This is a genomic window from Streptomyces eurythermus (assembly GCF_014649115.1).
GTDB classification, from domain to species: Bacteria; Actinomycetota; Actinomycetes; order Streptomycetales; family Streptomycetaceae; genus Streptomyces; species Streptomyces eurythermus.
This window is the reverse complement of record NZ_BMSK01000013.1, coordinates 265,635-287,284: the sequence shown is the minus strand read 5'-3', so window position 1 is coordinate 287,284 and position 21,650 is coordinate 265,635. Positions and strand designations below refer to the sequence as shown.

Here is a 21,650-nt window from a genome sequence, read left to right as displayed (position 1 = left end):
TCGTGGTATTCCGAAGTCGTCATGTCGGAGAAGCCTTCGCGCGGCCGCCCCGGGCGGCGGTGTCCACGGCCTGGTGGACGGCGCGGGCCACGCGCGCGCCCCACAGGGAGCGGGGGCCGGCGAACGCATGGACCTCGGCGCCCGCGCGAGGGGACCGGGCGGCCACGCACACGGCGTCCGTGGGGGTGCCCGAGCAGTCGTAGCCCGCCCCCAGCAGCGCCTGCACCTTGGCCTCGGTGGCGGTCGCCACGGCGTTGACCAGCGCCGCGTCGGTCAGCGCCACCGGTAGCGCGACGAGGATGTTGATCGTGCCGGGCCGTGCCGCCACGGCCGTGCCCTCCGCCGGGGAGGCGGCCCAGCCGCGTACCCCGAGCCCGGCGGTGGCGACCGCCTCCACATCGCCGTCGGACGCGTGCCCGTACGCCCGGACATCGGCGGCGGTCATCAGACCGACCCCCGGCCCGTCGGCTCCCGCGGCGCGGGCCAGCTCGGCGAGGTGGCGGTCCGGGTCGGTGCGCCGGTAGCCGTGGGACACCTGCGCGTTGAGCACCCAGGAACGTTCCCCGATCCCTCCGCCGAGCACCGCGCTGCTGATCATCCGCCAGCCGGCGCCCGCCCGCCACAGCAGGCTGTGCAGCCGCTCGTCGTCCTCGGCGCGGGCGTACTGCCGTACCCGCAACAACCCGGTCGCGGGGCGGGGCGGGGGAATGACGGCGGACATCGGACGAGTACTCCTTGCGCGGCGGGGACCGGTTGATCGTACGCCGCCCCCTCCGGCCCCGCGCCGAACCGCAACCCGGGGTGACGCCGCCGGCGCGGACGAGGGCTCCGCCGTGCTGCCGCCACGAGGCCGGCCTCCGGGCAGCCTTCCGTTTTGCCCCGGTTCGTCGGTGCGGGGGCGGGGAACCCCGGACAGTGGCTCGCCGGCCGGGGCAGAGAGGACCGAGCGCGTATGACGGTGCAGCGTGACAACCGCGGTGAGAGCCGGGACCTGGAGATCAATCCGATCTTCAGCCGGGAACCCGTCCGAGTGCCCCGGTACGCGATGCCGGACCACGGGATGGAACCGGACACCGCCTACCAGGTGGTCCACGACGAGCTGATGCTCGACGGCAACGCCCGGCAGAACCTGGCGACGTTCGTGTCCACCTGGGCCGAGCCCCAGGCCCGGCTGCTGATGGCGGAGTGCGCCGAGAAGAACATGATCGACAAGGACGAGTACCCGCAGACCGCGGAACTCGAGAACCGGTGCGTCCACATGCTCGCCCGGCTCTGGCACGCCGAGGACCCGCGCCGTGCGACGGGCTGCTCGACCACCGGTTCGAGCGAGGCGGCGATGCTGGGCGGACTCGCACTCAAACGGCGCTGGCAGCACAAGCGGCGCGCCGAGGGCAGGCCCGCCGACCGGCCCAACCTGGTGATGGGCATCAACGTGCAGATCTGCTGGGAGAAGTTCGCCGACTACTTCGAGGTCGAACCGCGCTACGTCCCGATGGAGGGCGACCGCTACCACCTCACGCCGGACAAGGCGGTCGAGCTGTGCGACGAGAACACCATCGGTGTCGTCGCCGTGCTCGGCTCCACCTTCGACGGCAGCTACGAACCCGTCTCCGGCATCGCCGCGGCCCTGGACGACCTGGAAAGCCGTACCGGACTCGACATCCCCGTCCACGTCGACGGCGCGTCCGGAGGGATGATCGCGCCCTTTCTCGACCCGGACCTCACCTGGGACTTCCGGCTGCCCCGCGTCGCCTCCATCAACACCTCCGGCCACAAGTACGGCCTGGTCATGCCCGGCGTCGGCTGGGCGCTGTGGCGCGACAGGGACGCCCTCCCCGACGACCTCGTCTTCCACGTCAACTACCTCGGCGGCGACATGCCGACCTTCGCGCTCAACTTCTCCCGGCCCGGCGCCCAGGTCGTCGCCCAGTACTACAACTTCCTGCGCCTAGGTTTCCACGGCTACCGGCGGGTCCAGCGAACCTGCCGCGACGTCGCCACCCGGCTGGCCGCCGGGATCGCCGCGCTGGGCCCGTTCGAGCTGATCACCGACGGCGGCGAACTCCCCGTCTTCGCCTTCCGGACCCGCGACGGAACCGACACCTTCAGCGTCTTCGACGTCTCCGCCGCACTGCGCGAACGCGGCTGGCTGGTGCCCGCCTACACCTTCCCCGAGCACCGCACCGATCTGGCCGTCCTGCGCGTCGTGGTCCGCAACGGCTTCAGCCACGACCTGGCCGACCTGCTCCTGGAGGACCTGCGCCGCGCACTGCCCCGCCTGCGCAAGCAGCACGAGCCGCACCGCGACGCCGACGACGCGGGCGGCTTCGCCCACGGAGCGGAGACCAAGAACCCGCGGCGCCCGGGCCGCCACTGATCACGCACCACCGCCGGTCACCCCGTCGGCCGCCCGGCGAGCGAGGAGGACGACCATGTGCCGCCTGTTCGGCCTCAGCAGCGCGCCACAACGCACCCACGCGACGTTCTGGCTGCTGGACGCCCCCGACAGTCTCAGTCGGCAGAGCCGCCACGACCCCGACGGCACCGGCCTCGGCTACTTCGCGGCGGACGGCACCCCACGCGTGGACAAGGCGCCGATCGCCGCGTACGAGGACCGGGCCTTCGCCGAGGAGGCCCGCCAGGTCGAGTCGGCCACCTTCGTCGCCCACGTGCGCTACGCCTCCACCGGCAGCCTGGACACCCGCAACACCCACCCCTTCGCACAGGACGGACGGCTGTTCGCGCACAACGGGGTCATCGAGGGCCTCGGCCGGCTCGACGACCACCTGGGCGAGGACCGGTCACTGGTCGGCGGCGACACGGACTCCGAACGCTTCTTCGCCCTGATCACCCGCGAGACCAGGCAGAACGGCGGCGACCCCGGCGCCGGCATCCGGCACGCCGCCCGGTGGATCGCCCGGCACCTGCCCGTCTACGCCCTCAACCTCGTCCTCGTCACCCCCGGCCGGCTGTGGGCCCTGCGCTACCCCGACACCCACGAGCTGTACGTCCTGGAGCGCCCGGCGGGCGGACAGCACGGCGCCCGGCACCTGGACCACAGCGGCAGCCACGGCCGTATGCGCGTCCGCTCCTCGACCCTGGCCGACCACCCGGCCGTGATCATCGCCAGCGAACGCATGGACGACCACCCCGGCTGGCGCCTTATGGAACCGGGCGAGCTGCTCCACGCCGGAACCGGTCCGCACACCACCCGCGAGGTGATCCTGCCGGAGCCCCCGGCACACCGGCTGACCCTGGCGGATCTACGTCCCGACGCCGCGGCTTCCCAGCAGGCGCCGTGACCCGCTCGGCGATCCGGCCCGGGACCGCTGTTCCGTACGCTGGCTCCATGCGTATGCGCCCCACCTTGAGCTGGACGCCCACCGAGGACCCGCTGCCGGGCAGCACGGACCTGGAACCGGTCGTGGAGGCGCTGAGCACCGGCGGTGTGCTGGTGCTCAGCGGCGCGGGCATCTCCACGGAGTCGGGCATCCCCGACTACCGGGGCGAGGGCGGCAGCCTGAGCCGGCACACCCCGATGACCTACCAGGAATTCACCGCGAGCGCGCGGGCCCGGCGCCGGTACTGGGCGCGCAGTCACCTCGGCTGGCGCACCTTCGGGCGCGCCGAGCCCAACGCCGGGCACCGGGCCGTGGCCGCGTTCGGGCGGCACGGCCTGCTCTCCGGGGTGATCACCCAGAACGTCGACGGCCTGCACCAGGCCGCCGGCAGCGAGGATGTCGTGGAACTGCACGGCGGTCTGGACCGGGTCGTCTGTCTGTCCTGCGGCGCCCGCAGCGCGCGCCGGGAACTCGCCCGGAGGCTGGAAGAGGCCAACGCGGGCTTCGCGCCGGTGGCCGCCGGCATCAACCCGGACGGCGACGCCGATCTCACCGACGAACAGGTCGGGGACTTCCGCGTGCTGCCCTGCGCGCTCTGCGGCGGCGTTCTCAAGCCGGACGTGGTGTTCTTCGGCGAGGCGGTGCCGCCGCGGCGGGTCGAGCACTGTCGCGAACTGGTCCGGGAGGCGACCTCCGTGCTGGTCCTGGGCTCGTCGCTGACGGTGATGTCCGGGCTCCGGTTCGTCCGCCAGGCGGCCCAGGAGGGGAAGCCGGTGCTGATCGTGAACAGGGATCCGACCCGTGGCGACCGGCACGCGGTCACCCGGGTCGGGCTTCCTCTGGGAACGTCTCTCACCACCGTGGCCGGCCGGCTGGGCCTTCCCGCCGACGGCGGGAAGGCGGCCCGCGTGAGACCGTGACGCCTCATGGCGCGGCGCGGACCGGCCCGCGGTCGGTGTCAACGGGTCAGGCGTGACGGTGCGAGTGGGAGTGCCGGCTGCCGGTGAAGAGGCGGTAGAGGGCGAGCAGGATCAGGGAGCCGACGATGGCGGCGATCCAGGTGGAGAGCTCGAAGAACCCGTCGACGGAGTCGACGCCGAACACCACCTTCCCGAGCCAGCCACCGAGCAGACCGCCGGCCACACCGATGAGCATGGTGACGATGATGCCGCCGGGGTCCTTGCCCGGCATGAGGGCCTTGGCGATGGCGCCGGCGAGCAGGCCGAGGATGATCCACGCGATGATGCCCATGGTGGCCTCCGTTTCAACGTTCGTCGGGTAAAGCCTGTTAGCTCATCGTGTGTACCGTCTGCGCTCGCACAAACGTCCCTTTTTGAACGCGGTGAGGGAGAGACTCACGACGGCCGGGCCACACCGGCACAAGTCGGGCCGCTCAGGCGCCTTCCGCCTTGGACAGTGCGTTGCTGATGAGGCGGGTGGCGAACTCGCGGTCGTCGGTGAGGCGGTTGATGTGCTCGGCGAGCAGGAACGCGGTGGCCTCCAGGGGGTTCATCTCCTCCTTGGTCCACTTGCCGTACTGCTTGCGCCACAGGCTGGGGCTCAGGCCCATGCCCGCCGAGACGACCAGGCCGGCCATGGTGGGGATGGCCTCCGGGCGGATGCTCTTGGGCATCATGCGCATCGAGGCCACCAGGCTCGGCACCACGTACTCGATGACGTCCTTGTCGTGATCCTCGTACGCCATCCGCAGCCAGGTCATGAACATGTAGATGATCGTGCAGGCGCCGTCCAGCAGGTCGTGCGCCCCTCTCGGGCCCAGGGACGCGGTGAACTGGTCGATCAACTGCTGCTGTTCGGGGTCGATCGCGGTCCCGCCGTCGTAGATGGACTTGAGCCGGGAGTCGATCACCATGAGCGCTCCGCTCACATCGCCGGCGGGCGCGTACCGGGGGTCGCAGACCGATGCCAAAGGGTCCCTCCTTATGTGACCGCGGCACACAGCGCGGCATGTGCGTACCGTAGACGCCTGATCACTCAGCGTCCGGAGAATGTCGGGGGAGGACCCGATGGAGGGGCCGCGGTCCGGCCGGCCTCACCCGTTCGGGTGGGACCCCGCCGTTCGGGTGGCGACGGGGTTCACAGCAGGTCTTCGCGGAGTACCGGCCTGGTGCGCGGCAGGTTTTCGCGGGGCACCGGCCGGCCGGGAGCCGCGTCCCGGGGGCCTCCGGCCGGTCGGCCCGCGAGCAGTGGCTCCACGCGGGACAGGGTCTCCCGGACGTTCTCCTCGGTGATCACCCGGCGCGCCTCCCGCGGCGTCAGCCAGCGCAGCGGCGCCTGCGGGTTCTCCGGGTGGACCGCCTCGGGGGTCCGGGTGGCCAGGACGAAGCGGATGTCGGCGTGTTCGTGCGCCTCCTCCCGGGTGTTGGCCGGCACCGGCACGATCACCAGGTGCCGCACCTCGGCGTCCGGCCAGGGCGTGAGATCGGTCAGTCCCGTCTCCTCCCGTCCCTCCCGCAGGGCGATGGCGAGCGGGTCGGACTCCTCGGGGTCGGCGTGCCCGCCGACCAGCAGCCAGGTCCCGTGGCGCTGGTGCCAGCGCAGCAGGACCCGGCCGCTGTCCTGGTGCACGATCAGCGCGGACCCGGTGACGTGCAGCGGAGTCGACCGCCGCCACGGGTCGCCCGACGCGACGAGGGCGCGCACCCGCTCCACGTCCGCGCGTTCGGCGGTGCTCTTCGGCTCGTAGCGGGCAAGGAGATCGAGGACTGCGTGAGGGGCTGTGGCCATGCGCGGAATCCTAGTGACGGGGCGCGAGCCGGGCCGGGCGGCCGGCCCGGACCCGGTCGAAGGTGGGCCGGGCGAGCCTGCGGGTCGTGAACAGGGTGGCGACCGGGGTCTGTCGTCCCAGCCCCCTGCCGTTCGGCGAGCGCGGCGGTGGCGATGGTACGGCCGTTCGCGATGCCCGGCGGATGGTCCTCTCCGGCCGACTCGTCCCGCGCGGCGAGCAGGGGACTGGTCCTCCAGGGAGTCTGCGCCGCCCCGGAGGAGCGGGCCGGCGCCGTCGAGGTCGTGGAGACCCCGATCCGCAAACTGATCCGCGACCACCCCGCGTGCATGCCACCGCGCCGGGACACACCCGTTGACCGCTCCAACAGCTGTCGATAGCCTCCCCGGGAATCATTCGAACCTCCGAGCGAAACTTTCGTTCCACGCGGTAGGTGCGGGTCATCCCGGAAAGGACTCGATGTGCCGAGCGCGCCCGAGAGCGGCATCAGCCTCAGCAACCCCGTGATCCCGGGATTCCACCCCGATCCGAGCGTCTGCCGGGCCGGGGAGGACTACTACCTGGCCTGCTCCAGCTTCGAGTACTACCCCGGCATCCCCGTCTTCCACAGCCGCGACCTGGTGCACTGGACCCAGATCGGCAACGCCCTGGACCGGCCGGAGCAACTGCGGCTGCCGCCCGGCGCCCCCTCCTCCGGCGGCCTCTACGCCCCCACGCTGCGCCACCACGACGGCCGCTTCTGGCTGATCGTGACCAACGTCAGCGGCGACGGGAACCTCCTGTTCACCGCCACCGACGCGGCCGGTCCCTGGTCCGATCCGGTCCGGCTGCCCGGGGTGCGGGGCATCGACCCCGACCTGGCCTGGGACGACGAGGGCACCTGCTGGTGCACCGTGGCGGGAGTCAGCCAGGTCCGCATCGACCCGCACACGGGGGAGACCCTCGGCGAGCCGCGGCGCGTGTGGTCCGGCACGCCCGGCGCCAAGGCCCCCGAGGCGCCGCACCTGTACCACATCGGCGAGTACTGGTACCTGCTCATCGCCGAAGGCGGCACCGAGCGGTGCCACGCCGTCTCGGTCGCCCGTGGCCGCGCCCCCGACGGCCCCTTCGAGCCGTGCCCGGCCAACCCCGTCCTGACCCATCGCGGCACCGACCACCCCATCCAGAACACCGGCCACGGCGACCTGGTGCAGGGGCCCGACGGTTCGTGGTGGATGGTGTTCCTCGGGGTCCGGCCGCACGGCGGGACCCCCGGCTGGCACGTGCTGGGCCGGGAGACGTTCCTGGCCCCGGTGACCTGGGCCGACGGCTGGCCGGTCGTCGGCGAGGTGACGACCTCCCCGGCCCCGCCGCCGTGGCCGCTCCGGCGGCCCGCCGCCGCGCCGGTCCGGGACGACTTCGAAGGCGGCGGCCTCGCCCCGGGCTGGATCTCGCCGCGCTTCCGCCACGAGGAGGACTGCACCACCAAGGAACGCGCCGGCTGGCTAACCCTGCGCGCCCGCGGGGCCTCGCTGGACGACAGCGACGTCACCTTCGCCGGCCGACGCCAGCAGCACCCGGCCTGCCGCGCGCGGACCCTGGTCGACCCGGCCGGGGGCAGCGGCGGCCTGGCCGTCCGCCTGGACGAGCGGCACCACTACGAGATCGAGGCCACGGCGGACGAGGTGCGGGTGATCGCCCGGATCGGCCCGCTGCGGTCCGTGGTGGCCTCCCGCCCGTCGGCCGGCGGCCCGGTGGTGCTCGGCGTCGAGACGACCCCCGCGTGGGAGGTCACCGACCCGCGGGAGGGTCCCGACACCGTAGCGCTCGGCGTGCGGGAAGCGGACGGCACGTTCACCGAACTCGCCAGGCTCGACGGCCGGTACCTGTCCACCGAGGTCGCCGGCGGCTTCACCGGCCGTGTGATCGGCCTGTACGCCTCCACCGGGACCGTCCACTTCGACTGGTTCGACTACGAGCCCTACGAGGACTGACGCGGGGCGGGCGGGGTCGCACCCCTGGGCCGGGGCCGGGGCCGGGGCTCCGGGCCGGCCGGTCGCGCCCGGGAATACCCGCCGTCCCGCGCCGGTTCGGGCAGTCGTTGGTTGAGATATCAATCAACGGGCCGCTCAGTACCCGAGGGAGGACTGATGAGCGACACCTTCCACGACTACCCGGCGACGGGCGGAGTCGCGCCGGACCGCTGGGCGAGCGCCCTGCACCTGTTCGACAACGGCCCCGGCGTCCCGCACGAGGAGACCACCGCCGAGCGCTGGGAACGCGCCCGGCTGCTGTTCGACGCCAAGGACTACGCCGGGGCGGCCAGGCTGCTCACCGCCGTGGTCGAGGAGGCCCCCGAGCAGACCGGGCCCCGGCTGCTGCTCGCCCGCGCCTACTACCACTCGGCACAGCTGCGGCGGGCCGAGGAGCAGCTGCGGCGGATCATCGACCGGGATCCGGTGGAGCACTACGCCCACCTGATGCTGGGCCGCACCCTGGAGCGGCAGGGCCGTCACGAGGAGGCCACGCCCTGGCTGCGCATGGCCGGTGCCTTCGTGGGCGAGCTGCCCGCCGACGACTGACGGGCGCCCCCCCGGGGCCGAGGTGGGGCGGTGTGCGGTGCGGTGCCGGGGGCGACGGTGCGGGTGGGCGGCGCGTCGCCCACCCACCGGCTCCGGGCCGCCTCGCACCGCGCTGCTCGCCCTGCTGCGGCCTGCGGCCCCGGAGTACGAATCCGCGCTACCGCCCTTCAGACCGACGGCTCCCTCAGGAGCCGAGCGCGGTGATCGCGGCCGGGCCGTGGCCCGCGGCGAGCAGAGGGGCGCGGATGTCGGCGTCGAGGTCGGGCAGATAACCGAGCAGGACATCGGCCGGGCCCTCGATCCGCAACCGGCCCAGCGCGGCGGGCAGCAGCAGGCTCTCCGCCCGGGCCAGCCGCTCCCGTCCCCCCGGGGTGGTCACGGTGACCGGCGCCCCCGCGTTGCTCAGGACCATCGCCGTGGAGAAGGCGTGCACCAGCGGTGCCGCGGTCCCGGCCCGCCACCGCTCCAGCGCGAAATAGCGCCCGGCGCACAGCACGGTTCGCTCCACACCGTCGTCCACCGGCACGCTCAGACCGGAGCGGAAGTCGGGGCGCGGCTCGGGCCGCCACTCCTCCAGGAGCCGTTCGACGGCGGCGTGCCACTCCCGGTCGGGGATCGGGGCGCCGTCCTCCATCCGGTGGCGCATGGCGTGCTGCTGGATGTCGGAGGTCTGCTCGATCTCGTAGACGAGCGTGCCCGGGCCGAAACTGTGCAGGGTGCCGCCGGGGACGTAGAGGGTCTGCCCGGCGCGTACCGGCAGGCGGCGCAGGACGGCGTCGAAGTCCTGCGCCAGCAGCGCCCGGTGCAGCCGGTCGCGGTCGACCCCGCGCCGGACGCCGGCCAGGGCGGTGGCCCCGGGCGCCGCTTCCAGGACGTGCCACGCCTCGGTCTTGCCATTGGGTTCGCCCTCGACACGGCGGGCGGTCTCGTCGTCGGCGTGCAGATGGACCGGGAGCGGACCGGTGGCGTCGATGAACTTCGTCAGCACGGGGAAGCGTTCGCCGTACGGACCGCGCCCGAGCAGGCCCTCGGGGTGCTCCCGCACCAGATCGCGCAGGGCGCGCCCGGCCAGCGGACCGGCGGTCACCACCGCGCCCTCGCCGTCCACGTCGCTGACCTCCCAGGTCTCGGCGACCGGGCCGTCCGGCAGTCCGGCGCGGCCCCACCGGTCGGCCAGCACACGCCCGCCGAAGACGTGCTGCTTGACGGGCGTGGTCAGGCGCAACGGGTACCAGTCCATGGGCTGCGCCTCCCGCGTTCGCTCGGGCGTTCTTCGGTCCGGGGGTTCTCCGCTGCGGGGGTTCCCGCCGCCCCTGGGCGCAAACCGGGGCGAAGCGCCGGTGAACGCCCGTCTCCGTGGTCCTCCGCGCACCGCCGTCGTAGCGGTCTCCGGCCCGTCGCCGTGGCCGTCCCCGCACCGCCGTCGTAGCGGCCTTCAGCCTGCCGTCGTAGCGGTCTCCGGCCTGTTGCCGGGGGCGCCCCCGGCGCGCCGTCGTGGCCGGTTCAGGCCCCCCTCGCAGCTCTCCCCAGCCCATAGCTACAGCCACCCCCGGCCCCCGCCATAGCCACCCCCCAGCCCGCCGCCGTGGCCGTCCCCGGCGGTGTGGCGCATCGTGGAGGGGGCTGGTGATCCGCGGGGAGGACGTCGTCTTCTCCGAACCGCGGGGCGAGCCGGCCGCACCGGCGGTGACCGGTGGTACCGGTGGCGCGGCCGAGGGAAGGAGCGCGTTTCGATGGGACGACAGAAGCCGCGCCCGGAGCGGGCCGAGCCTCTGCCGGGCGCCGCGGCCGACCCCAGCGGGCTGCTGGACCTGCTGGGCGTCGCCGCGGTGCTGCTGGAGGCCGACGGCAAGATCGACATGTGGAGCCCCCAGGCCGAGGAACTGTTCGGTTACACCCGCGGCGAGGCGGTCGGGCAGTACGCGGCGCCGCTGCTCCTCCACCCCGAGCACCAGGACGCGGCGGTCACCCTGTTCGCCGACGTGATGGAGACCGGCCGGCGCTGGGCGGGGGCCTTCCCCGTCCGGCACAAGGACGGCAGCACCCGGATGGTCGAGTTCCGCAACGTCCGGCTGACGGACAGCCTCGGGGACCACTACGCCCTCGGGCTGGCGGTCGACCGAGTCGCCCTGCGGCAGATGGAACACAAGCTGGCCCTGTCCGACCGGCTGGTCAGCCAGGCGCCGATCGGGCTGGCCGTCATGGACACCGAGCTGCGCTACCTGGCCGTCAACCCCGCCCTCGCGGCCATGCACGGCGTCCCCGAGGCCGACCACGTCGGCCGCTCGTTCCGCGAGATCCTCTCCGGCCCGGACTTCGAGCGCGCCGAGGCCGTCATGCGGCGGGTCCTGGAGACCGGCACCCCCGTGGTGGAGGAGCAGGTGGTGGGCCGTACGGCCGCCGACCGGGAGCAGAACCACGCCTGGGCGGTGTCCGTGTACCGGCTGGAGGACCACCGCGGCCGGGTCCTCGGCATCGCCAACGTGGTGGTCGACGTCACCGACCGGTACCGGGCGGCACGCAAGGCCGACCAGGCCCAGCGGCGGCTGCGGCTGATCGTCGACGGCTCGGCCCGGATCGGCACCACCCTGGAGGTGGAACGCACCGCGCGGGAACTGGCCGACGTGCTGGTGCCGGGCCTCGCCGACATGGTGACGGTGGACCTCCTCGACTCGGTCCTGCAGACCGGCCGTACCGCCCTCGGCGACGGACCCGCGCTGTTCCGCGTCGTGGCGGTGAAGACCGCCTACCCCACCGACGCCGGCCGGGCCATGGTGCCGCCCGGCCGCCTCACCACCTACCACGCCGAACACCCCGCGTCGCACTGCATCCGCAGCCGCCGCCCCCTGCTGATCACCCACCTGGGCGGGGGCGAGCACTCCCGCATCGCCGCCGACTCCGAGGCCGCCGCCCTGCTCGCCCGGGCCGGCGTCCACACCGACATGACCGTCCCGCTCATCGCCCGCGGGAAGATCATCGGGGTCATGGGCCTGGCCCGGGCCCGGAACCCGCTGCCCTTCGACGAGGACGACCTCACCCTCGCCTGCGAGCTGGCCTCCTCCGCCGCGCTGAGCATCGACAACGCCGTGCTGCACCAGCACATCCGCAGTGCCGTCGAGACCCTCCAGCGCAGCCTCCTGCCGCAGCCCCCGCCCCGGCGCCCCGGCCTGGAGATCGCCGTCCGCTACCGTCCCGCCCAGGCCCGTGACGAGGTCGGCGGCGACTGGTACGACGTGATCCCGCTCGACGGCGACCGCACGGCGCTCGCGGTGGGCGACGTCATGGGCAGCGGCATCCAGGCCGCCACCGCCATGGGCCGGCTGCGCACCGCGACCGCCACCCTGGCCGACCTCGACCTCGACCCGGCCCGGATCCTCACCCACCTCGACAAGATCACCCGCGAGCTGGACCCGTACATCGCCACCTGCGTGTACGCGGTCTACGACCCCCACCGGGCCCGGCTGCACGTGGCGTCCGCCGGCCATCTGCCCCCGGCCCTGGTGCGCACCGGCGAGCAGCCGCGGCTGCTGGACCTGCCCACCGGCACGCCGCTCGGGGTGGGCGGCGTGCCCTTCGAGAGCACCACCGTCGAGCTGAAGCCCGGCGACCGCCTCGTGCTCTACACCGACGGGCTGGTGGAGACCCGTGACGACCCCATCGACGAGCGCCTGGAGGCCCTGCTGCGTCTCCTGGCACCGTCGGACCAGTCCACGGAGGAGACCTGCGACCGGCTCCTGCGCCTGCTGCGGCACCCGGCCGACCACGACGACGTGGCCCTTCTCATCGCCTGCGCGCAACCCCTCGCGCCCGCCTGAGCACCCCGGCGCCGCCCGGCCGGAAAGCCGTCAGGCGCCCGGACCGTCCTCGGCGCCCCGGCCGGGGGGACGGCCCGGCAGGGTGAGGACGGCCAGGACGGCGCAGACGGCCACGGCGGCGAAGAAACAGAAACCCCAGGGATGGCCGATCCCGGCGGTCACCAGGGCGCCCGTGACCGACGGGCCGACGAGGGAACCGGCGCGTCCGATGCCGGACGCCGAGCCGAGGGCGGTGCCCCGGACGGCGGCCGGGTAGAAGTGGGTGACGTACGCGTAGACGAGCACCTGCGCGGAGAAGACGAACACGCCGGTGAGGAAGACGACCGTGCCGAGCAGCAGGTCGCTGTCCATCCTGACGCCGAGGCAGGCCAGCAGGACCGCCGAGCCGGCGAACCAGCCCAGCGTGGTCGGTTTGATGCCGCGCCGGTCGGCCACGAAGCCGCCCAGCACCAGCCCGGCCACCCCGCCGGCGTTGAGCACCAGCAGCTGGGTCACGGCCGTCGGCACGGGATACCCGGCGTCGTTCATCAGCTTGGGCAGCCAGGTGTTCAGGCCGTACACCAGCAGCAGCCCCATGAACGAGGCCACCCAGACCCCGATGCCCGCACGCAGGTACGGCGGTCTGAGCAGCTCGGCGAAGGGCACCCGCGGGGACCCGGACGCCGCCCTGGCGCGCAGGAACGCCGCCGACTCCGGCAGCAGGAACCACTGGACGGCCGCGACGGCCAGCCCGGCGGCGCCGAGGACGTAGAAGAGCACCTGCCAGTCGCCGCTCACCCAGAGCGCCAGCAGCGAGGTGATCACGGCACCGGTGTGGTAGCCGGTCATGGTCAGCGTGCCGGCGCGCGCCCGCCGCTCGGCAGGCAGCCGCTCGGCCGTCATCGTCAGCGACACGGGCATGCACGCGCCGAGGCCCACCCCGGCCGCGAGGCGCAGCGCGGCGAACACCGCCACCGAACCGGACGACGGCACCAGCAGGGTGAACACGGAGAACTCCACCACCGAGGCGATGAGCAGCGGCCGCCGGCCGAGCCGGTCCGCCAGCGGGCCGGCCAGCAGCGCGCCGACGGCCACGCCGACGAGCGACAGCGTGGCGATGGTGGTGGCGTCCCCCGCCGTCATGCCGAGGTGACGGGTCTTCAGCAGGGTCGGGATGATGGCGCCGAGGACGACGAGGTCGTAGCCCTCCAGCAGGACGGTGGTCCAGCACAGGATCACCGTCCGGACGGCGCGCCCGGCGCCGCCGGCTTCCGCCGAGGTGCCGGACGCGCCGGACGAGGCGACTGACATGGCGACGTACCCCCTGAGCGGCTGCGGGACGGGTGGGCGGGACCGGACCGGCGGCGGGCGGCTAGGCGGGCGTGGTGAGCGCGGTGTCGACCTGGAGCAGGCGGGGCCCGTCGACCGGTTCGGACAGCGCGGCCCGCAGCTCCGCCACGCCGCCGATCTGCCGGGCGGGCACCCCGTAGCCCTCGGCGATACGGGTGAAGTCCAGGCCGGGGATGTCCAGTCCCGGCGCGTCCGGCACCCCGAGCAGCTCCCCGAACCAGCGCAGGGCCCCGTACGTCCCGTTGCGCAGCAGCACCACGGTGAGGGGGACGTGGAGCCGGGCGGCCGTCCACAGGGCGGTGATGCCGTAGTTCGCCGAGCCGTCCCCGATCACGCCCACGACCGGCCGGCCGGGCCGGGCCAGGGCCACGCCGACCGCACCGGGCAGCCCGAAGCCGAGGCCGCCGGCCGCCGGGAAGTAGTACGAGCCCGGGCGGCGCAGATCCATCTGACGCCACCAGGAGGAGTTGGTCGAGGTCGACTCCACGACGTACGCCGTGTCGGCGGGCTGTTCCTCCCGCAGGGCCGCGAAGACCTCCTCCGGATGCAGGCGAGGCCCCTCCGTACCGGCCGGCGCCGGCACGGGCCGATAGTCGCCCACGGGCGGGCCCGGCGCGCCGAGCGCGGTCAGCAGCAGGCCGGTCACCGCGGCGGGGTCGGCGACCAGCGCCTCGCCGACCGGGGCCCGCGCGGCGGCGGACACGTCCTCGGTGACCTGGATCAGCCGGGTCCCCTCCGGCAGGTACCGGCCGGGCAGGTGCTCGTGGTACCGGAACACCGGGGCGCCGAGGACCAGGACGAGATCGTGGCCGGTCAGGGCCCGGCAGACGGGCTCGATGCCGGCGGGCAGCACACCGCGGAACAGCGGATGGCGGTTGGGGAACGGCAGCCGGAAGACCGAGGGCGCCGCCCACACCGGGCCGCCGAGCCGCTCGGCCAGCCGTACCGTGTCGTGGAAGAGCCCGTCCGTGTCGATGTCACCGCCCAGCACCAGGGCGGGCCGCCGGGCCGCGGCCACCGCCTCGGCCAGCCGGCGCCCCTGCTCCGCGCCGGGCGCCCCGGCCCGCTCGACCCGGCGCTCCAGCACGGCCGGCGCGTTCTCGTCCGCCTCGGCCGTCCAGTCGTCGTACGGCACGGACAGGAAGGCCGGCCCGCGCCGTAACCGCGCCTCGAAGACGGCCTGGGCGAGCGCGCGCGGCACATCCCGGGCGCACGCCGGCTCGGCGGCCCAGCGGACGAGCGGCCGCATCAGGGCCGGGGCGTCGACGTTGGTGAGGTAGGCCTCCGGCCCGATCGCCGGCCGTACCTGCTGACCGGCCAGGACGACCAGCGGGGTGCGGGAGGCCACCGCGTTCGTCAGCGCGCCCAGCGCGTTGCCGGACCCCGCGGCCGAGTGCAGGCTGACCAGCGCCGGACGGCCCGACGCCTGCGCGTAGCCGTCGGCCATGCCCACGACCGCGCCCTCGTGCAGACCCAGCACGTAGCGGAACCCGTCGGGGAGCCCGGCGAGGAAGGGCAGTTCGTTGGAGCCCGGGTTGCCGAAGATGGTGGTGAGCCCCTGGCGCTCCAGGAACTCGTGGGCGATGCGGCGCACGGACGGCACGGGCGGCCCCTTCCGGACGGGCGGTCCCTTTCGAGGCGAGGCGCCACACGATGACCGGCACATGGTGCCGTGCCACATGGTGCCGCGCCACATGATGACGCGGCACACAGTAGGGAGCGCGCGCCCCGGCCGCCATACGCCGGTCGCCCCTGGTTTCCGGCGCGTTCCCCGCGCGCCTACCCGGCGGGCTCCAGGACGACCGGCAGCTCCGCCAGGCCGCGGAAGGCGGGGAAGGGCACTTCCAGCCACCGTGGCCCGGCGGCCGGGTCGGCCAGGGCCATCCGGGGGAAGCGGTCGAACAGCAGCGTCAGGGCCAGCTGGGTCTCCAGCCGGGCCAGCGGGGCGCCCAGGCAGTAGTGGCTGCCGTGCCCGAAGCCGAGGTGGGCGTCCTGCGCGTTGCCGGGCCGCCGCATGTCCAGTGTGTCGGGGGAGTCGAACTTGGCCGGGTCGCGGTTGGCCGAACTGAGCGCGATCTGGACCAGGGCGCCCTTGGGGATCAGGGTTCCGCCGTACTCCACGTCCTCGGTGGCGTAGCGGAACGTCGCGGTCTCCACCGAGCCGTCGTAGCGCACCAGTTCCTCGACCGCCGCGCGGATCAGCTCCGGGTTCTCCCGTACGGCGTTCCACTGTTCGGGGTGGCGCAGCAGGTGGTACACGGCGTTGCCGATGAGGTACGCGGTCGTCTTGTGGCCCGCGAACATCAACAGGAAGGCCGTGGAGACCAGTTCGTTCTGGGTGAGCGAGCCGTCAGCGCCGTCCCGCACCGCGATGAGCGCGCTCAGCAGGTCGTCGCCCGGTCGGTTCCGCTTCGCGTCGATCAGCTCGGTGAAGTAGCCGTGCAGGTCCTCCTCCGCCTGCTGCTGGGCCCGCTTGAACTCCTCGCCGAAACCGGTCTGCGCCACCGTGGTGGACAACCGCTGCATCCGCGACCGGTCCTCGGCGGGCACACCGAGCAGATCACAGATCACGGTGATCGGCAACGGGAACGCGAACGCGGGCAGCAGGTCGACGGGCTCCCCAGGCGGGCACGCGTCGAGCAGCTCGCGGACGATCTGCTCGATGCGCGGCCGCAGCGCCTGCACCCGCCGCGGGGTGAAAGCCGAGTTGACCAGCCTGCGCAGCCGGGTGTGCTTGGGCGCGTCCGAGTTGAGCATGTTGTCGTCCAGCGCGATGGACGAGTCCCCGAAGATCCTCCGGTAGGCGTCCATGGCCCCGTACATGTCCTTGCTCAGACGCGGGTCCGACAGCGCGGCCCGCGCGTCCTCGTACCGGGTGATCAGATACGTCTCGTTGCCGTGCGGCGGTCTCATGGGGCACACCGGCGCCTCGGCGCGCAGCCGGGCGTACACGGCGTGGGGGTCGCGGCGGAACTCGGGGGTGCACCGCTCGGCAGCGGCGACGGCCTCCTGCGTGGTGGTCACGGACGGCTCCTGAGGTCGAAGAGAGCTTGGGCGTTTCCGCCGAGGATGAGCTGCTGGGACGCCTTGTCGAGCGGCAGCTTCTCGACCATGTGGACGAAGTCCTCCAGCGGCGCGGCCATCGGCGGCGAGTCGGTGCCGAACAGCATCCGTTCCGGCCCCAGCACCTCCGCGTTCAGGCTCAGGTGCGCCGCGCTGAACGGACTGGTGTCGACGTACATGCGCCGCAGGGCGGCGGCGGGGTCGGGGGACGGGGTGAGGCCGGGGGCCGGGGCGGGCCCGGACGCCGGGGGAGCGGCGGGTGCTTGGCGCGTGCCGGATGCGGCGGACGCGGTGGGCGCGGTGGGCGCGTGCGCGGAACCGGGGGCACCGGCCGCACCGGGGGCCTTGGGCTTCCCGGGCCGGCCGGCGGCGGGCGCGCCCCCGGCCCAGTGCCGGGGGCGCGCCGCGGTCTGCAGGCGCTCGGGCAGCAGCGCCAGCGCGCCGCCGCCGGTCGCGCCGATCAGCCGCAGACCGGGGTACTTGTCCAGCCACCCGGCGAACGCGATCATCGCCATGCCCAGGGTGACGTCGCCGAAGCGGCCGATCTGCTCCACGAAGGGCGTCTGTTCGACCCGTTCGGTGCCGGCCGGCTCCGCCGGGGCGTGCACCAGGACCGGCACCCCCGCCTCCGCGGCCAGCGCGAAGAACGGGTCCGCGCGCGGCGAGCCGAGCAGCTCGCCGTGGACGCTGGAGGTGGTGATCAGGCCGACGAACGCGGGGTCCGCCAGGGTCTCCCGCACCCCTTCCAGGTGATCGTCGTCCCCGAACGGGTTGGCGTACACATAGCCGCGCAACTGGTCCGGGAACCGGCGGATCAGGTCCGACATCCACGCGTGGAAGGCGCGCAGCCGGTCACGTGGCTGCGCGTAGTTGTCCACGCCCGGCACCCGCGCCATCGCCCCGGCCCCGACGGGGCTGCCGATGATGGTCAGGTCGATGCCGGCCTCGGCGCGGGCGGCGAGCATGCCGTCGACGTCGGTCAGGGCCGGGGGCATGGGGAAGCGTTCGGCGGCTTCCGGTGGGGATAGGTGCCCGTGGATGTCGATGATCACGTGTCGGTTCCCGGTTTCGGTCTCAGTGCGCGGGTGATCGCGGCACAGTCCTGGTCGCCCAGCCCTTGCTCGGTGGCGCGGACGTGGGTCTCCGCCGCGGCGGTCGCCAGCGGCAGGCTCAGGCCGGCGGCTGCCGCCTGCTTGGTAGCGAGCATGAGGTCTTTCGCCATCAGCCGCAGCCGGAAGTCCGGCTCGTCGAAGCGGCCCGCCGCCAGCCGCCGGGACTTGAACGCCATGACCGGCGAGGCGAAACCGCTGCCCGCGACGGTCTTCAGGACCAGCTGCCGGTCCAGCCCGGAGGCCTCCGCCAGTTCGGTGGCCTCGGCCAGCGCCTGCACCTCGATGCCCATCAGCAGGTTGAGGAGCAGTTTCATCCGCATGCCGGAACCGAGTGCGCCCAGATGGACGACGTCCTTGCCCAGCGCCCGCAGCAGCGGACCGGCGGCATCGAACGCCTCCTTCGTGCCGCCGACGAACAACCGCAGCTCGCCGTCGCGGGCGTGGTCGCGGTTGCCGAGCATGCCCACGTCCAGCGTCGCGGGCAGGTCCCCGGCGATCTGGACGATCTCCTCGGGGGCGACGGTGCTGGCGCACAGCAGCGTGCCCGGGTAGGGGCCGTGGGCCAGCACGCCGTCCGGCCCGCGCAGCACGGTGCCGAGGGCCTGGCCGTCGGCCACGACGCAGATGGCGGCGCTCGTGCCCGCGACCGCCTCGGCGGGGTGGGCGGCGACGTGCGCGCCGGCCTGGGCGAGCGGCGCGGTCCGCTCCGGGGTACGGTTCCAGACCCGGACCGGTATGCCCTGGTCGAGCAGGCGGTGGGCCAGCCCGGCGCCCATCGCGCCGAGGCCGAGCACGGCGACGGGGCCGTGGGTGGTGCGCGTCACGACCGCACCCCCCGCGTCTCCTTGATGACCCGGTAGCGCAGCGACTGCCGCTGGTCGACGAACTCGCGCAGCGGCGCGACCAGTTCACGGTGCTCCTCGCTCTGCTGCCAGGCGAAGAACTGCTCGGCCGACTCCCACTCGCTGGTGATCACCCACTGACGGGAGTCGTCGGCGGGCCGGCCGAGCCTTTCCACGATGTGGCCGGGGGTGCCGGCCACCGACTTCCGGAGCTGCTCGTACAGGTCCAGAAAGCCTTGTTCGCGGCCTTCGATGACGCGGACCGCGAAGACGACGCCCAGCTTGTCGGCCGATCGGCCCTGGTGGTTGGTGCCCATGTCTCCTCCTGGGTGAGATCCGGTGGGACACGACACCCACGGACTCATGTCGCCCGTACGGCCGCAACTCCGAACGGGGGAGGCCCCAGTGGGCACAAGGGGTGCACGCTGCGTCATTAGTCGTTTCGGGTGAGTCGGGGCCCGGCCGGGGGCCCGGGCGCGGGGCTGCCGGGGACGGGTCCGGACGGGGCGCGGCGCGTGCCCCTTTCGAGTGGCCACGGTTTCGATCGGCTCCCCGCGCGCGGCCCGGCGGAAATCCGGGTGCGAGGGTGCCGCCGGTCGTGTCAGGCTCCGCCGGTGGACCGTGAGGAGATCTCCAGGCGCGCTCACGCGGATCATCCGATAGCCGCGCCGCTCGACGACGACGCGGTGCGCGGGCTGCTGGAACGGGCCCTGCCGCACGGCGGCGGACGCGTGCTCGACCTCGGCTGCGGCGGCGGCGAATGGCTGCTGCGGGCCCTGACCGCGCGTCCCGGACTGCGTGCCGAGGGCGTCGACCTCTCCGAGCGCGCGCTGGCGGACGCCCGCCGGGCCGCGCGCCGGCTCGGCGTCGAGGACCGCCTGGTCCTCCACCGGCAGGACGCCGCCCGGTTCACCGCCCCGCACTCCTTCGACCTGGTGCTGTGCGTGGGGGCCACGCACGCGTTCGGCGGCCTGCTCCCGGCCCTGGCGGCGGCCCGCGGGCACCTCGCGCCCGGCGGACGGGTCCTGGCCGGCGAGGGGTACTGGGACCGCGAGCCCTCCGCCGAGGCCGCCGCGCTCCTCGGTGACCTGGACGACCTGCCGACCACGCTGGACCGGGTCGCCGCGGACGGCTGGACACCGGTCCACGGGCACATCAGCACCCGCCGGGAACTGGACGACTACGAGTGGGCGTGGACGGGGACGCTCGCCTCCTGGGCGCTGGACCACCCCGGCCACCCGGACAGCGCCGAGGCGCTCGCGACGGCCACGGCCCACCGCGACGAGTGGCTGCGCGTCTACCGGGACGTCTTCGGCTTCGTCTGCCTCGTGCTGCGGCCGACGGCGGACTGAACGCCGGGGCCGTCGCGGACACGGGTATCCCGCAGGGGACGCCCGCGACGCCTCGTCGGCGCGACAGAGGGGGGGGCTGCCGCCACCCCGGCGGGCACGGCACTGAGAAGATCGTCCGTGACCGTGGGTGCACCCGACCGGAAGGAAGCGACGAGATCATGCGTGTCATCGTGGCCGGTGGCCTGATGGAGGTGTCCGGATGACCGGCAGCGCGCGGACCGCCGCGCCCGGCACCGCCGAACCCGTCCTGCTGCGCACGGAGGGACGGGCCGCGTACCTCACGCTCAACCGGCCCGAGGCGCTCAACGCCCTGAACCATGCCATGGTCCGCCGGATCGACGAGGCCCTGACCGCCTGGGAACGCGACCCGGCCGTGGAGACCGTCGTCATCACCGGCGCGGGGGAGCGCGGCCTGTGCGCGGGCGGCGACATCCGCGCCGTCCACGACGACGCCCGCGACGGCGACGGCACCGCCTCCGCCGCGTTCTGGCGCGACGAGTACCGCCTCAACGCCCGCATCGCCCGCTACCCCAAGCCGTACGTCGCCGTCATGGACGGCATCGTCATGGGCGGCGGCGTCGGTGTCTCCGCGCACGGCGACGTCCGCGTCGTCACGGAACGCTCGCGGATCGCCATGCCCGAGACCGGCATCGGTTTCGTCCCCGACGTCGGCGGCACCCACCTGCTCGGCCGCGCCCCCGGCGAACTGGGCACCCACCTCGCGCTGACGGGCACGCGGATCGGCGCCGGGGACGCCCTGCTCTGCGGACTCGCCGACCACTACCTGCCGTACGAGGCCGTCCCCGCCTTCCTGGCGGACCTCGCCGCCCGCCCCGTGGCCGACGCCCTGGCGCGCCACGAACAGCGGCCGCCGCACGGGACGTTGACCGACCAGCGCGCCTGGATCGACGCCTGCTACACCGCCGGCACCGTCGAGGAGATCGTCGCGCGGCTGTTCGCCCACGGCGGCCCGGAGGCGAAGGAGGCGGCCGAGACCCTGCTCGCCAAGTCGCCCACCTCGCTCAAGGTCACCCTGGCCGCGATCCGCCGCGCCCGGCGCCTCGGCTCGCTGGAGCGGGTCCTCGACCAGGAGTACCGCGTCTCCTGCGCCGCCCTGGACAGCCCCGACCTGGTCGAGGGCGTCCGGGCGCAGATCATCGACAAGGACCGCCGTCCGCGCTGGTCCCCCGCGACCCTCGCCGAGGTCACCGACGCCGACGTGGAACGCTTCTTCGCCCCGCTGGGCGACAAGGAGTTGGGACTCGGCGACGACGCGGCCGCAGCCGGCCCGCGCTGAACACACCGGCGAGCCGACCACACCCGGCGGGCGAACGTTCGGACGCGGCCCGCCCGGTCCACCCGCGGCGGTGCGCGGAACCGGCGGAACCGGCGACGCCGTGGGGCTGTCGTCTCCGCGCCAGGGCGGGCGGCGGTGGCCACCACCGACTCCCGCCGACGCGAGCGCACTTCGGCCGCACCGACAAGAAAG

General features: G+C 74.0%; 20 protein-coding genes. 9 read left to right on the top strand and 11 right to left on the bottom strand.

Annotation, left to right across the window (positions count from 1 at the left end):
• Positions 1-19: 19 nt before the first annotated feature.
• Positions 20-721, bottom strand: coding sequence for an adenosylcobinamide amidohydrolase (locus IE251_RS25510; protein WP_189755336.1), 702 nt, complete (start codon positions 719-721; stop codon positions 20-22).
• Positions 722-952: 231 nt separating this feature from the next.
• Between IE251_RS25510 and gad the strand changes: the two genes are divergently transcribed.
• Genes gad through IE251_RS25495 form a run of 3 tightly spaced genes read left to right on the top strand, consistent with a single transcriptional unit; the run spans position 953 to position 4,261 of the window.
• Positions 953-2,377: a glutamate decarboxylase gene (gene gad, locus IE251_RS25505; RefSeq protein WP_189755335.1), complete on the top strand. Its 1,425-nt coding sequence runs from the start codon at positions 953-955 to the stop codon at positions 2,375-2,377.
• 55 nt (positions 2,378-2,432) lie between these two features.
• Positions 2,433-3,302: a class II glutamine amidotransferase gene (locus IE251_RS25500; protein ID WP_189755334.1), complete on the top strand. Its 870-nt coding sequence runs from the start codon at positions 2,433-2,435 to the stop codon at positions 3,300-3,302.
• A gap of 47 nt (positions 3,303-3,349) precedes the next feature.
• Positions 3,350-4,261 carry an NAD-dependent protein deacetylase gene (locus IE251_RS25495; RefSeq protein ID WP_189755333.1) on the top strand — a complete coding sequence of 304 codons (912 nt, stop codon included), beginning with the start codon at positions 3,350-3,352 and terminating at the stop codon, positions 4,259-4,261.
• Positions 4,262-4,307: 46 nt separating this feature from the next.
• On the opposite strand, the gene IE251_RS25490 is transcribed toward IE251_RS25495, so the two are convergent.
• The 3 genes from IE251_RS25490 to IE251_RS25480 form a co-directional block, all read right to left on the bottom strand.
• Positions 4,308-4,592, bottom strand: coding sequence for a GlsB/YeaQ/YmgE family stress response membrane protein (locus IE251_RS25490; protein WP_030784294.1), 285 nt, complete (start codon positions 4,590-4,592; stop codon positions 4,308-4,310).
• Positions 4,593-4,734: 142 nt separating this feature from the next.
• Positions 4,735-5,271, bottom strand: a complete 537-nt coding sequence (locus IE251_RS25485) for a hypothetical protein (RefSeq protein ID WP_189755332.1) — start codon at positions 5,269-5,271, stop codon at positions 4,735-4,737.
• A 167-nt stretch (positions 5,272-5,438) separates the two neighbouring features.
• Positions 5,439-6,089: an NUDIX hydrolase gene (locus IE251_RS25480; protein ID WP_189755331.1), complete on the bottom strand. Its 651-nt coding sequence runs from the start codon at positions 6,087-6,089 to the stop codon at positions 5,439-5,441.
• A 171-nt stretch (positions 6,090-6,260) separates the two neighbouring features.
• Here IE251_RS25480 and IE251_RS25475 point away from each other — a divergent pair, with 171 nt between their 5' ends.
• From IE251_RS25475 to IE251_RS25465, 3 genes are all read left to right on the top strand, one after another.
• On the top strand, positions 6,261-6,467 hold the full coding sequence (locus IE251_RS25475; RefSeq protein ID WP_194552777.1) for a hypothetical protein: 207 nt from the start codon (positions 6,261-6,263) through the stop codon (positions 6,465-6,467).
• An 81-nt stretch (positions 6,468-6,548) separates the two neighbouring features.
• Positions 6,549-8,060, top strand: a complete 1,512-nt coding sequence (locus tag IE251_RS25470) for a glycoside hydrolase family 43 protein (protein ID WP_189755329.1) — start codon at positions 6,549-6,551, stop codon at positions 8,058-8,060.
• Between the two features lie 156 nt (positions 8,061-8,216).
• Complete coding sequence (locus tag IE251_RS25465) at positions 8,217-8,648, top strand: tetratricopeptide repeat protein (RefSeq protein WP_189755328.1); 432 nt, start codon at positions 8,217-8,219, stop codon at positions 8,646-8,648.
• Between the two features lie 184 nt (positions 8,649-8,832).
• Here IE251_RS25465 and IE251_RS25460 read toward each other — a convergent pair whose 3' ends face one another.
• Entirely contained in the window at positions 8,833-9,888 is a 1,056-nt protein-coding gene (locus IE251_RS25460; RefSeq protein ID WP_189755327.1) for a class I mannose-6-phosphate isomerase, read from the bottom strand.
• Positions 9,889-10,381: 493 nt separating this feature from the next.
• On the opposite strand from IE251_RS25460, the gene IE251_RS25455 reads away from it, so the two are divergent.
• Positions 10,382-12,463, top strand: a complete 2,082-nt coding sequence (locus tag IE251_RS25455; protein WP_189755326.1) for a SpoIIE family protein phosphatase — start codon at positions 10,382-10,384, stop codon at positions 12,461-12,463.
• Between the two features lie 30 nt (positions 12,464-12,493).
• On the opposite strand, the gene IE251_RS25450 is transcribed toward IE251_RS25455, so the two are convergent.
• From IE251_RS25450 to IE251_RS25425, 6 genes are all read right to left on the bottom strand, one after another.
• Positions 12,494-13,753 (bottom strand): MFS transporter, encoded by a 1,260-nt coding sequence (locus tag IE251_RS25450; RefSeq protein WP_189755325.1) that lies wholly within the window; start codon positions 13,751-13,753, stop codon positions 12,494-12,496.
• Positions 13,754-13,814: 61 nt separating this feature from the next.
• Positions 13,815-15,395, bottom strand: coding sequence for a benzoylformate decarboxylase (gene mdlC / locus IE251_RS25445; RefSeq protein ID WP_189755324.1), 1,581 nt, complete (start codon positions 15,393-15,395; stop codon positions 13,815-13,817).
• A 176-nt stretch (positions 15,396-15,571) separates the two neighbouring features.
• On the bottom strand, positions 15,572-16,816 hold the full coding sequence (locus IE251_RS25440) for a cytochrome P450 family protein (RefSeq protein WP_189755323.1): 1,245 nt from the start codon (positions 16,814-16,816) through the stop codon (positions 15,572-15,574).
• Entirely contained in the window at positions 16,813-17,907 is a 1,095-nt protein-coding gene (locus IE251_RS25435) for an amidohydrolase family protein (protein ID WP_189755322.1), read from the bottom strand. The genes IE251_RS25440 and IE251_RS25435 overlap by 4 nt, the downstream gene beginning before the upstream one ends.
• Complete coding sequence (locus IE251_RS25430) at positions 17,904-18,791, bottom strand: NAD(P)-dependent oxidoreductase (protein WP_189755321.1); 888 nt, start codon at positions 18,789-18,791, stop codon at positions 17,904-17,906. Before IE251_RS25430 ends, IE251_RS25435 begins: the two co-directional genes overlap by 4 nt.
• A complete protein-coding gene (locus IE251_RS25425) occupies positions 18,788-19,126 on the bottom strand; it encodes an antibiotic biosynthesis monooxygenase family protein (RefSeq protein ID WP_189755320.1) in 339 nt (112 codons plus the stop codon). The genes IE251_RS25430 and IE251_RS25425 overlap by 4 nt, the downstream gene beginning before the upstream one ends.
• A gap of 297 nt (positions 19,127-19,423) precedes the next feature.
• On the opposite strand from IE251_RS25425, the gene IE251_RS25420 reads away from it, so the two are divergent.
• The gene (locus IE251_RS25420) at positions 19,424-20,161 is read left to right on the top strand and encodes an SAM-dependent methyltransferase (protein WP_189755319.1); all 738 of its coding nucleotides are present in this window, start codon (positions 19,424-19,426) and stop codon (positions 20,159-20,161) included.
• A gap of 199 nt (positions 20,162-20,360) precedes the next feature.
• Entirely contained in the window at positions 20,361-21,458 is a 1,098-nt protein-coding gene (locus tag IE251_RS25415) for an enoyl-CoA hydratase/isomerase family protein (RefSeq protein WP_189755318.1), read from the top strand.
• The last annotated feature ends 192 nt before the right edge of the window (positions 21,459-21,650 follow it).